This window comes from Haloarcula japonica DSM 6131 (genome assembly GCF_000336635.1).
GTDB lineage: Archaea > Halobacteriota > Halobacteria > Halobacteriales > Haloarculaceae > Haloarcula > Haloarcula japonica.
This window is the reverse complement of the sequence record NZ_AOLY01000037.1, coordinates 36,482-48,397: the sequence shown is the minus strand read 5'-3', so window position 1 is coordinate 48,397 and position 11,916 is coordinate 36,482. Positions and strand designations below refer to the sequence as shown.

Annotated in this window: 10 protein-coding genes and 1 tRNA gene; 5 read left to right on the top strand and 6 right to left on the bottom strand. The window is 65.7% G+C overall.

Annotation, left to right across the window (positions count from 1 at the left end; translation table 11 throughout):
- Window position 1: 1 nt before the first annotated feature.
- From C444_RS11530 to C444_RS11515, 4 genes are all read right to left on the bottom strand, one after another.
- A complete protein-coding gene (locus tag C444_RS11530) occupies window positions 2-1,843 on the bottom strand; it encodes a hypothetical protein (RefSeq protein WP_004593013.1) in 1,842 nt (613 codons plus the stop codon).
- Between the two features lie 422 nt (window positions 1,844-2,265).
- A complete protein-coding gene (locus tag C444_RS11525; RefSeq protein WP_152420809.1) occupies window positions 2,266-2,583 on the bottom strand; it encodes a hypothetical protein in 318 nt (105 codons plus the stop codon).
- A 286-nt stretch (window positions 2,584-2,869) separates the two neighbouring features.
- Window positions 2,870-2,940, bottom strand: a tRNA-Pro gene (locus C444_RS11520).
- Between the two features lie 95 nt (window positions 2,941-3,035).
- A complete protein-coding gene (locus C444_RS11515) occupies window positions 3,036-4,121 on the bottom strand; it encodes a right-handed parallel beta-helix repeat-containing protein (RefSeq protein ID WP_004593011.1) in 1,086 nt (361 codons plus the stop codon).
- Between the two features lie 109 nt (window positions 4,122-4,230).
- Between C444_RS11515 and C444_RS11510 the strand changes: the two genes are divergently transcribed.
- The 3 genes from C444_RS11510 (at window position 4,231) to C444_RS11500 (ending at window position 8,608) form a co-directional block, all read left to right on the top strand.
- On the top strand, window positions 4,231-5,565 hold the full coding sequence (locus tag C444_RS11510; RefSeq protein ID WP_004593010.1) for a DEAD/DEAH box helicase: 1,335 nt from the start codon (window positions 4,231-4,233) through the stop codon (window positions 5,563-5,565).
- Between the two features lie 129 nt (window positions 5,566-5,694).
- Window positions 5,695-6,966: a TIGR00341 family protein gene (locus tag C444_RS11505; RefSeq protein WP_004593009.1), complete on the top strand. Its 1,272-nt coding sequence runs from the start codon at window positions 5,695-5,697 to the stop codon at window positions 6,964-6,966.
- Between the two features lie 76 nt (window positions 6,967-7,042).
- The gene (locus C444_RS11500; RefSeq protein ID WP_004593008.1) at window positions 7,043-8,608 is read left to right on the top strand and encodes a DUF790 family protein; all 1,566 of its coding nucleotides are present in this window, start codon (window positions 7,043-7,045) and stop codon (window positions 8,606-8,608) included.
- Between the two features lie 49 nt (window positions 8,609-8,657).
- Here C444_RS11500 and C444_RS11495 read toward each other — a convergent pair whose 3' ends face one another.
- Together C444_RS11495 and C444_RS11490 are read right to left on the bottom strand one after the other, a co-directional pair.
- A complete protein-coding gene (locus C444_RS11495) occupies window positions 8,658-9,158 on the bottom strand; it encodes a DUF7122 family protein (RefSeq protein ID WP_004593007.1) in 501 nt (166 codons plus the stop codon).
- Complete coding sequence (locus C444_RS11490) at window positions 9,155-10,066, bottom strand: RsmB/NOP family class I SAM-dependent RNA methyltransferase (protein ID WP_004593006.1); 912 nt, start codon at window positions 10,064-10,066, stop codon at window positions 9,155-9,157. The genes C444_RS11495 and C444_RS11490 overlap by 4 nt, the downstream gene beginning before the upstream one ends.
- A gap of 51 nt (window positions 10,067-10,117) precedes the next feature.
- On the opposite strand from C444_RS11490, the gene C444_RS11485 reads away from it, so the two are divergent.
- Entirely contained in the window at window positions 10,118-10,891 is a 774-nt protein-coding gene (locus C444_RS11485) for a proteasome assembly chaperone family protein (protein WP_080509706.1), read from the top strand.
- On the top strand, window positions 10,891-11,886 hold the full coding sequence (sppA, locus tag C444_RS11480) for a signal peptide peptidase SppA (RefSeq protein ID WP_004593004.1): 996 nt from the start codon (window positions 10,891-10,893) through the stop codon (window positions 11,884-11,886). The genes C444_RS11485 and sppA overlap by 1 nt, the downstream gene beginning before the upstream one ends.
- Window positions 11,887-11,916 lie beyond the last annotated feature (30 nt).

Below are 11,916 nucleotides of genomic sequence, written 5' to 3'. Positions count from 1 at the left end.
CTCAATACCACACGTCGACTATTGGCGGGTCGTTCTCACGGTCGACAATCGGCAAGCTGTCGTCATCAGCAACATAGTTCTCGGTGGTTTCGATGACATACGAACCATCGGCTAACTCGCTACTCGGGAGGTCCCAGTACGCATAAGCACCGATGTAGTCCACAATACACCTGAATGAGGCCTCTTCCGGCAGTGTTGAACGCACCTGTGGCTGTTCTACATCAGAAATCGCCCGCTCTACGGCGGCGTCGAGATCGTCGAGGTCGTCCCACTGCCGACGTGCGAGATCGTCGCGTATCTCGCTCTCGCTTGCAGCTTGCACTGAGTCAAGCGAACACCAGCGCACGGCTTCGCGCACATCCGGGTCTTGCAAGTGGTCGTTCGGGTCGATTCCTTCCGTAATCGACTCCGAGCAAGACCAGAACCGTCGGTTCGTCGCCCAGTACAGCGCAAGCTTCCACGTCGCCGCTTTGTCCGCGTACGTCTCTCGGTCGTCGTCGCCCTGCTCGAAGGACTCCGTCGCGTCGAGCAGCGAGCCGAACGTCGCGCTCAGGTACTTTCCGAGATACGCGCCAGCCGTTGACTCCATTTCGTGGCCGTCGTCGCCGAACTCTATCAACTCATGCGAGCGGGTCCGTTCTCGGACCCACTCTTCGCCGTGATCGTGGTCGCCGAACCTGTACCAGTCGACGAAGCCCTCGTCGCTCTGGAACTCTGGTTCCAGCTCGTCGAGGTCATCGCGGTACGTCAGCGGGTACACGTCGACGATCTCGCCTTGGCCGTAGTCGGCCCATTTCGCGGCTACTTCCGGCTTGTCGCACAGCCACGGCAGTCCGTCTTTCTCACGGGTCGGCACGTCGAAAAACAGCACATGCAGGTGCGGGTATCCCTTCTCAGTGAACTCCAGCGCCTTGATGTAGTCCGGTCGGTCACGCGGTCGCCCAGTCACGTCGTCGTCGAGGTCAGGACGCCAACCGGGTACATCCGGGTCGCGGGTATCGGCTTTCGTCGACGGGTCCGAATCGAAATACGACAACAGCCGGTTGAAGTTCTCGTTTATCGAATCTATTCCGTCAAGCAGCGAGTCTTGGCGCTTCGGGTCGGTCGTCAGCGTCACCAGCACAGCGTTCTCAGCGTTTTCGTAGCCGTATTCGAGTGCATCATTAAACCGTGCGAACTGCTTGGAAACGCGGCCCTGGTCGTTGAACCGGGTCTTGTAGTCCTTCGTCATCCGCTGTGTTGATCCGCCTCCGCGCCGGTCGACGAAGTGGACATCGAACAGCAGTTTGTAATCTTTGATGCGGTTCAGGTAGGATGTAAAACCGTCCTTCAGCAACTCGCGCAGGTCATCATCCACAAAATCCACGCGTGAGAGGTAATTACGCAGAAACTCGCGGTCGTACGTTAGGCCCTCTGTCTGGGTTGTTTGAGTAATGCCTTCTGTAATCAAGTCAAGAAGCCGCAGTGTCGGGGTCACGAAAAGAACGCCTGACGACCGGGATTTCCGCACGTACGGGTCGTCGGGGGCTACAAGGTCGTCGATGAAACGGTATGCAAACTGGTAATCCGGGTCCGAGCCGTCGACGCGCTCACACGTCTCTGGCGACACTCCCTTCACAGCATACGAAACGACGTGCGACAGCGGCGTACCCTCTGGATGCGCCGCAATGAACTTCGCAATGCGTACGCGGTCTTCATCGCGTTCGGTCAGTGTTCCGTCGAGCAACTGGCCGTGGCCGAGGAGATCGCGCTCTTCCAGAAGGTCTGCTAAGACGGGAGTGTTACATCTATCGGCGAGGTCGAGGCCGCCCAGGTGTCCGGGCGGGTCCACACGGCACGTCATTCGTGGGACCCCGCAGAGGCAGAAACAGCATTGGTCGGACAGGTGAACGCGATAACGATTCCCCTCACCCGCCGGGTTCGGGGGAAACGCTCGGGCTTCCGGGTCGACCCGCAAGGGGCCGCTTCCGGCTGGTCGAGCAGGTGCGGGCCGCGATTGGCGCTCGCGGCCCGGTCCGGGCTGCTCGCTCCGCTGCGCTGCCGGGCGTACCAGCTCTCCCGCGCCCTCGCTTTCGGTGGGCTGTGGGGGCTGGCAGACACGCGCAGCTGCGAGGTCGAGTCAACCCCCGCAAGGGGGGTTTCCTCTCCCGGAGCGCGAACTCGTGGGGTCGAGCCGCCGACACACTGGGTTGGTCGGTCGGTGGGTCGGCTACCTACGGCGGGTACTCCTCTGTCCTCTCCTCGGCACATGGTCGGACAGAGGAGTTACCGATCAAGCGCCGGGTCGTGGGTACTGTGTCGGTCGAGTGCCGGAACTGCGTAGCAGTGGCGGCACTCTCTCGCCCGAGCGTAGTCCGAGTCGATCTTGTTGATGCAGTTGTCTTGGCAGATGCAGCACCGATAGGCCGTGTACTGCGACCAGTCGGTACTCTCGCCATCCGCGACGTGTGGGAGGTTTGGCCTGTGTTCCTCTGGCAGGTTGTCAGGGGTTGCACCACGTCTTGCCGGGCTTGGGCCGGAGTTCGGTATCTCGCTCTCGTCGCCGTCCTCAGGCGGCTCTACGTGGTTCTCTGCATCACTCATCGGAACCACCTCGAACGAGTTCGTCGTCGACTGCTTGGACTGCACGGCGCACCTCTGCATCAGTCGCACCGTTCTCGACGAGTCGGCTTGCAGGAACGAACGCACAGGGTGGATACGGCCACTGCTGACGACGCCGAATTTCGATCAGAAGCCGTAGCTTCTTGACAGACTTCTTATGGTTCTCAGCGGTATTTAAAGAACGACTAAATTTCAGCCGAATACGCGAAGGAAGTTGACCGTTCGCACACCTAAGCGTACAGGTGTCGGCATCTGGTAGAAGTTGAAGTGGGACCGCCGAGATTCGAACTCAGGTCCGACGGACCCCATCCGCCGAGGATACCGCTACCCCACGGTCCCGTACTCTGGGAGAGGGGGGTGTTTTAATTAAGGGCTTCGCTTTGGTGACGTGAGTGCCAGCCCGTGACGGGGTGAGCACTGTGGGCGCGTCGCCCTCACTCGGCGACCTTGATACCGGAGCTTTCGATGGTGACATCTGTAAGCGACCAGCCTTCGCTCGCGGACCGAGCATCAACGCCGATGGCATTCCGTTCCGCGGTCACGGTGATCGTCGAATCGCTGAGGATCCACGATGCGTTCGTTTTGACCGCGTGGATTCCCTGCTGGCTGCTCTCGATAGTGGCGTTCCTGACCGACCACGCGCCGGTCGTTCGAGCGGCGAACACACCGATATCACGGGTGTCGAGCGTGGCGTTCGAAACCGTCCACGCACCGCTGGAGAAGGCGGTGACGAGGCCGGTATCGCTCCGCCGGACCGTCAGATCGGTCACTGTCCAGTCGCCGCCGCTATCGATGGCCTTGACGCCGGTGTCGCTCTGTCGGACTTCCGTGTCTTGAACCCGCCAGTCCCCCGAAGTTCCGGACGCGTCGATCCCGTCCGCGCCGGACCGGTCGACGACGACCGCCGAGACCGTCCAGTCGCCAGAGGACTTCCGGACGTCTGCGCCGTCGCCACCGACATCAACGAAACGGGTGTCGCGGATCGTCCAGTCGCCGCCGGTCCCGCGGGCGAACACGCCGCTGTAGGTCGTGCGGGCGATGGCAGCGTCTTCGATGGTCCAGTTCCCGCTCGCGTTCGGCGCGTAGACGCCGACATCGGCAGCTATGACGGTGGTCTCGGTCAGCGTCCAGTCCCCGTTGGTTCCGTTGGCGGCGACGCCAAAGCGGTAGTTTCGTACGGTGAATCCGGTGACGTTCGGGTTGGCTGTGCCGACAACCGTGATGCCGGTTCCATTGACAAACCGCGAGCCGTCCAGTATCGCCCGATCGGGTGCGACGAGGGTGATGCTCTCGTTGACTCTGACCGCTTCGTAGTAGGTGCCCGGTTGGACTTCGACAGTATCACCGCTGTTGGCGGCGTTCACGGCGGCCTGTATCGATCGGTAATCAGCGCTCCCGTCTTTATTCACGGTCAGCGTCTCCTGTCCCGTCTGTGCCCCCGCAACGCTCGTCGGTAGCACCGCAACCGTCAGCACAACCGACAGAAGGAGGGCAAGCAGTGTCGTGCGCGCGTCGTCCATAGGTGTATCGTAGGTACGAACGGACGTAAACTGTAGTGGTGGGTCACTCCACGACGCCAGCAGCGGCGGCCGCGAAAGCGTTATCGGCCGGACCGGCGAACCCCGGAGTGTGCTGGAGTTGACGTACGAGTCGGGGACCATCCGCGTGACGGGGGACCCGCCGTCGGACCTGCCCGGCGTCGAGTACGACGAGCGCACGCAGACGGGACGAGCGCCGGCCTATCGGTACGCCGAACTCGCAGACGCGCTCGACGAGCGCGGGCTGGCGTACGAGGACCGCGTCAGTTCGCTCCCGTCGCTGTCGCTCTCGACAGCGTACGACCTCCGAGGGTACCAGCAATCGGCACTGGACGCCTGGCGCGAGGCCGGCGACAGGGGCTGCCTGGAGCTACCGACGGGGAGCGGCAAGACCGTCATCGGCATCGCGGCGATGGTCGCGCTGGGGACGCCGACGCTGGTCGTGGTTCCGACCATCGATTTGCTGGAGCAGTGGCAACGCGAGCTGCGGCGGGAGTTCGACCGCCCGGTCGGCCGGATGGGCGGGGGCGAACAGCGCGTCGAGGACATCACGGTGTCGACGTACGACTCGGCGTACCTACGGGCCGACGAGCTCGGCGACCGGTTCGGCCTCGTGATTTTCGACGAGGTCCACCACCTCGGCGGGGAGGGGTACCAGGACATCACTCGCCTCCTCGCTGCGCCGGCACGGCTCGGACTGACGGCGACGTTCGAGCGACCTGACGGAGCCCACGAGGCAATCGAGTCCCTCGTCGGGCCGCTCGTCCGACGGGTCAGCGTCGACGACCTGGCGGGCGAGCACCTCGCGGACTACGACATCAAGCGAATCGAGGTTGCGCTCACGCCGGGCGAACGGGCCCGCTACGAGGAGTACCAGGGGACCTTCACTGACTACCTCAAGCAGTCCAACATCCAACTCCGGTCGGGCAGCGACTACCAGGAGCTCGTGAAGCGGTCGGGTAACGACCCAGCGGCCCGCGAGGCGCTGCTGGCGAAACAGCGTGCCCGCGAAGTGATGATGAACGCCCAGCGAAAGGTCGACCGGCTGGCGACGATTCTGGACCGCCACCGCGGAGACCGGATCATCGTCTTCACCGCCCACACCGACCTCGTGTATCGTCTCTCCGAACGGTTCCTCATCCCGGCGATAACTCACGAGACCGGCGCGAGCGAGCGCCGGGAGATCTTAGAGCGGTTCCGCGACGGGACCTACTCCCGGGTCGTGACGGCGAACGTCCTCGACGAGGGCGTGGACGTGCCCGACGCGAACGTCGCTGTGGTACTTTCAGGCAGTGGCTCCGAGCGGGAGTTCACCCAGCGGCTCGGCCGGATTCTCCGACCGAAAGCCGACGGCGGGCGGGCGCTGCTGTACGAACTCGTGACCGAGGAGACCGCGGAAGAGCGGGTCGCCAGGCGACGCAGATAGAACTCTGTCGGCGGGAGCCTGCGCGTCTCCCTCCGTCTTACCTCCCTGATAACTATAGTCCTCTCCGGCAAGACACAGACAGATGTGCGCTGCCACCCGCCGGTGTCGCGGACCACGGAGTGATCCCGAGTGCGGCTGATACACATCCGGGTCCCGGACGACAGCCTCGACAGCGTCCGCGACGTACTGGACGACCGGGACATCAGCTACGTCCGGACCGAGGAGGCGAGCGAGGACGGGACGGCCTGGCTGTTGCAGTTTCCGCTCCCGCCGGAGGCCGTCGACGAGGTGCTCGAAGACCTCGAAGCGACCGGGCTCGACGCGGATCGGTACACCGTCGTCGGGAACGCCGAGACCGCCCGACCGGACCAGTCGGACTCCGCCCGCCGCCACGAGGACCGCATCTCGCACGACGAACTTCGAGGTCGCGCGGTCGGCATGAACCCTGGCCAAGGGACCTACTACGGGATGACTGTCCTGAGCGCAATCGTCGCGACGGCGGGCCTGTTGCTGGATTCGCCGGCAATCGTCGTCGGCTCGATGGTCATCGCGCCACAGGTCGGGTCCGCACTCATCGCCAGCGTCGGGACGACGCTCAGCGACCGCCGGCTCATCGTCGAGGGGGTCCGGGACCAGCTGCTCGGGCTCGCCGTCGCTATCGGAGGTGCGGCCCTATTCGGGCTGTGCATCCGGTACAGCGGGTTCGTCCCCGGACAGCTCCGCGTCACAACGGTCCAGCAGATCGCACAGCGTATCTCGCCGGGCTTCCTCTCGCTCGCTGTCGGCCTCTGTGCGGGGGCCGCCGGGGCGTTCGGGCTTGCGACGGCGTTGCCGGTCTCGCTCGTTGGCGTGATGATCGCCGCCGCGCTCATCCCCGCCGCCGCGGCCGTCGGGGTCGGTATCGCCTGGGGGCTGCCGGCCGTCGCGCTCGGCGCGGGCATCCTCCTGCTGGTCAACGTCGCGTCGATCAACCTCACCGGGTTTCTCGTCCTCTGGGGGCTCGGGTTCCGGCCGGTGGACTGGGCGGCCGACCGCACCCCGGTCGAGACGGTCCGGACCTACGCGCCGACCGTCGTCGCCGTCCTGGCACTGCTGGTCGCGTTCGCCGGTGCCGGGACGGTCACCGCACAGCAGATGCAAGTCGAAACGTCGGTGAACGACGCTGTCACCGAAGTGCTGTCCGACGAATCCTACGAGCGGCTCCGGCTCCAGTCGGTCCAGACCCGGTTCGGCGGCGTCTCAGTCTACCGGCTGGACCGGGAAGTCACCGTCACGGTCAGCCGGCCCGCCGACCGGGCGTATCCGGATCTCGTCGCTGACCTGGAACGAGCCATCAGCCAGTCCATAGCGGGCGATGTCACCGTCGAAGTCACGTTCGAGGACAGACATCCGGCGGGGTGACGCCGCCCGACCAGTGGCGGTCAAGCCGTCCCCGCGACTCCCCGTGTTTTTGTCGCTCCACCGCGGACACACGCGTGTGCTGACGAAAGACCTCCTGCGGGTGTCCCGGGTCGGCGGCTACCACCTGCAGTTCGCCGACGCCGACGCGGAGCGGCTGGCGGCCCGCGTGCTGGGCATCTATCAGGGCCACGTCGGCCAGTCCCGCGAGACGCTGGAGACGGCACTCGCGGACCTTGAGCGGGAGGCCGACGATTTCAAACTCGTCCGCGGGCTGGCGAAGCTCGTTGAGCGGGAAGCAACCTTCGAGACGCAGGCCCCGATCGACCCCGTCCGCGCCCGTCGTCGAGTGTTCGAAGCCGCCGCGGACATCGGCGTCGTGAGCGAGGCCGAGCGCGGGCGGGCCCTCTCCGAGGCGGCCGCCCACTTCGGTACGGACGCCGAGGAGTTGGCTGCCGCGCTCTACGCCGACCGCGAGTCGCGCCAGATTCTCACCGATGTCGACTCCCGCTGGGGGCCAGCTGAACTTCGGACCCAGTACAATCTCTCGCTGGCCCAGACGGCGCTGTTCGACGCGACGGAAGTACGGGTCCGCTCGTCGGACCCGAAGGGGCTCATCTCTGCCGTCAAGCGACTCCGGCTGATGTACGAGATTCGCCGGACAGAGGGCGGCCGCGAAGTGGTCGTTACGGGCCCTGACGCGCTGTTCTCGAACACGCGCCGGTACGGCACCCGCTTCGCTCGACTTCTGCGTACAGTCGCAACTGCGAGCGAGTGGGAACTGACGGCGACAATCGACGACCGGGGCACCGAGCGGGAACTCACTCTCTCGGACAGTGACCTCTCCGTTCCCGGCGTCGAGCCCGTGGCAGAGGTCAGCTACGACAGCGGCGTCGAGGCCGACTTCGCCGGCCGGTTCGGTACGCTCGACCTCGGCTGGGATCTGATCCGCGAGCCCGAACCCCTGGCGGCCGGCGAACACGTCGTCATCCCAGACTTCGCCTTCGAGTGGCGGCCCAGTGCCGATACCGGAGTTCGGGATACCGAGCGCAGGGTGGCGGATTCGGACGAACCCAGTCACGACGCGCCGTTTCGCGTCTTCTTCGAGATTATGGGCTTCTGGACGCCGGAGTACGTCGCGAAGAAACTCGCGCGTCTCGACGCGCTGGAGGACGTGGAGATGCTGGTTGCCGTCGACGAGTCACTCGGCGTCGGCGAGGAGATTGAAGCGACGGACAACCGTGCGATTCCGTACGCCGGCACGGTCAGCGTGAAAGACGTGCGGGACGCGCTGCGGCCATACGAGGAGCGACTGGTGCGCGAGAGCGCCGCGGCCATCCCCGACGAACTCCGCCCGGAAGCCCCAGTCATCTCGCTCGCCGACCTCGCCGCGGAGCACGGCGTCAGCGAGGGTGCGCTGGCAGACGTTTCCTTTCCCGCCCACGAGCGCGTCGGCCGCACACTCGTCGACCCCGCCGTGCTTGAGGAACTGGCCGAGGCAATCCAGCCCGGGATGGCCTACGAGACGGCGACCGACCGGCTGGCCGACTACGGTATCGAGGACGACAGCGCCGCCCTCGCACGCCTGGGCTACCGGGTCGCTTGGGCGGGGCTTGGAAGCGGAACTATCGAATCGCGTGACTGAGAGACATAGTGGACCTGTGACCAGAAACGCACCGAACCGTACCCGCCGCTCAGACCTCGCGCTGGCGACCCTTCGGCACCTGTGACCGGAGTTCGCCGTAGACGTACAGGCCGACGCCGACCGGTTCGACCTCGCCCGCGAGGTCGTGGGTGACGACGAGATACCCCCAGTCGCCGTCCCAGTCGAGTTCCCGGTCCTCGCCGGCCACGAACGCTCGGGCGGCGTTGTCATCGAGGTGGATGACGTTTTTCGAGGCGTAGTCGCCGAACCGCTGGACGGCCTCCAGCGTGGGCTTCCAGTGTTCCTGGCGCGTCCGCAGGAACGTCATTCCCAGCCCCTCGATGTCGACCGGCGACGGCGGGCTGCCCTGATACAGCCACAGTTTGCCAGCGCCGCGTTCCCAGAAGGTGTACCCCTCGAAAGTCTCCGGCGGGACGCCGAACCGCTCCTGCCAGAAGTCGAGCACTTCCTCGCGGGTCGCCCGCTGAGGGTCCTCGCGCTCGTCGTCCGTTTCGGGGAGCCGCGTGAACACCGTGCTCTGGTCGCTCATTCGGCGGGCACCTCCAGTTTCGCACAGAAGAACCCGCCCGTGTCGTTGTGGTGCGGGTAGATGCGCTTGGCGTTGGTCACGCTGGAGTCGTAGGTCTCGTCCTGCCACTCGGTGACCCCCGGTGCGTGATCGAGCGGGAGGTCGTAGTCCACGATCTCACAGGCCGTCTCGTCCAGCACGTAGTCCAGCACGGCCTCGTTCTCTTCCGGGGCGAACGTACAGGTAGAGTAGACGACGGTGCCACCGGGTTCGGTCACCTCGACGGCCCGCTTGAGGATGCCCTTCTGGACGCCGGAGATGCCTTCGACGTGCGAAAGCGTCCAGTCCTCCAGCGTGTCGGGGTTCTTGCGGATGGTCCCCTCACAGGAGCAGGGCACGTCGACGAGCGCCCGGTCGTACCCCTCGCCGCCGAAGGGCTTGAGCGAGTGGTTGCGCCCGTCCTCGTGGGTGACGGCCACCGTCGTCGCGCCCAGCCGCTCGGTGTTGGTCCGCAGCGCTGAGATCCGCCCGAGGTTGTTGTCGGTCGCGACGAGCTCGCCGGTGTCGTCCATCAGCGCGGCGAGCTGGGTCGTCTTGCTGCCCGGTGCGGCACAGGCGTCCCAGACCCGCTCGCCGGGCTGTGGGTCGAGGACTTCGGCGGGAATCACGGACACTTCCTCCTGGCCGTGAATCCAGCCCTGGAAGTACGGCCAGTTCGCGCCGGGGGAGTCCTCCGGCAGGACGAACAGGCCGTCGTGCCAGTCGACGGGGTCGTGGGCGATGTCCGCTTCCGCGAGCGCCGTCCGGACCCGCTCGACGGTGGCTTTGATGGTGTTGACCCGGACAGCCGACGGCAGCGGGCGTTCACACGCGTCGATGAACGCCTCGAAGTCATCGATGATGGGTCGGTAGCGGTCGAGTGGTTCCATTGTCCGGCGTTCGCTGGCGGTCGGTTTGTGGGTTTCGAACGGCACCGGCCCATGGCTTTCAAGCCGCCGGCGGCCGATACCACAGGTATGGCACACATACAGGTCCACCGCGACGATATCTCCCTTGACTCTCCGACACTGGTCGAGGGGCTCCCGGGTGTCGGACTCGTCGGCAAGATCGCCGCCGACCACCTCGTCGACGCCTACGACATGGAGTACTACGCTGCGGTCCACTGCGACGGGCTGCCGGAAATCGCCGTGTACGCGGACGACGACCCGGAGGTCCGTCCGCCGGTCCGGCTGTACGCGGACGCGGATCGAAACCTGCTCGTCCTCCAGAGCGACGCGCCCGTCTCGCCGTCCGGCACGACGGATTTCGCCGGCTGTATCGTCGGCTGGTTCGAGGAGAACGACGTGACGCCGATCTATCTCAGCGGCCGCCCCGCCGAGAAAGACGGCGTCCCGGACGTGTACGGTGTCTCGACCGGGGACGGGGCGGCGATGCTCGATGAGGCGAACGTGGACCCGCCCTCGGAAAACGGGGCGATCACCGGTCCGACCGGCGCGCTGGTACATGAATCACAGCGGGTTGGCCTGACGAGCATCGGGCTCATCGTCGAAGCCGACCAGCAGTTCCCCGACCCGGAGGCGGCGCGAGCGCTCTTGCAGACCGCTATCAGCCCGCTTGCCGACTTCGAGGTCGACACCGAGGCGCTGGTCGAGCAGGCCGAGGAGATCGGCCAGGCCAAGGCGAAACTGGCGGAGCAGCTCCAGGAAAACCAAGAGGAGAGCACGAGCGCGCGACCGCTCGGGATGTATCAGTAATGGCGGGCACAGACGATATCGTTCGTGGGTTACTGGTTGTGGTCGTCGGCATCGTCGCCGCGGTCGCGGGATGGTACCTGTTCGTTTCGGTCCCGGACGACCTGGCGGAACTGCTCGGCGTCCTGTTACTGCTCGCCGCCGTCATCGGGGCCGTGCGTATCGGCAGCAACATCGCCGGCTCGCTCCTGCCGTCCCACAACGTCGCGGCGGTCGGGGTCGAGGGGCCGATCACCCGCGACGGCGGTGGCGGCATCACGAGCCCGCCGGTCGGCGCGTCGGCCGACGACATCGTTGACCAGATCGAACGCGCCGACGAGGACCGCGGCTCGGAGGCGCTGCTCCTGAAACTGAACACGCCGGGCGGCGAAATCGTCCCTAGCGAGGACATCCGCATCGCCGCCGAGCAGTTCGACGGGCCGACCATCGCCTACGCCACTGACGTCTGTGCCAGCGGCGGCTACGACATCGCCGCCGGCTGCGACGAGCTGTGGGCGCGCGAGGGCTCAATCGTCGGCTCTATCGGCGTCGTCGGCTCGCGAGTCAACGCCAAGGAACTGGCCGACCGCCTGGGCCTCTCCTACGAGCAGTTCACCGCCGGTGAGTACAAGGACGCCGGCGTGCCGTTGAAGGAAATGACCGAAGACGAGCGCGAGTACCTCCAGGGTATCGTCGACGACTACTATGACCAGTTCATCGACACCGTGGCCGAAGGCCGCGAGATGGACGCCGAAACGCTCAGAGACACCGAGGCGCGCATCTTCCTCGGCGACGCGGCGGAGGAACGCGGGCTCGTCGACCGGCTCGGAACGCGAGACGACGTCGAGGCGAGTCTCGAACAGCGCCTTGGTGAGGACGTGACCGTCAAGGAGTACGAACCCGAGCGCGGGCTGACGAGCAAGCTCCGAGGTGGCGCACAGCGGGTCGCCTTCGCCCTGGGCGCGGGCATCGCCGGTGTCGCCGACGGCGACATCGAGGGGCTTTCCTTCCGGCGGTAGCTCGGGAGGTTTTTTATTCTGGGACCGCCT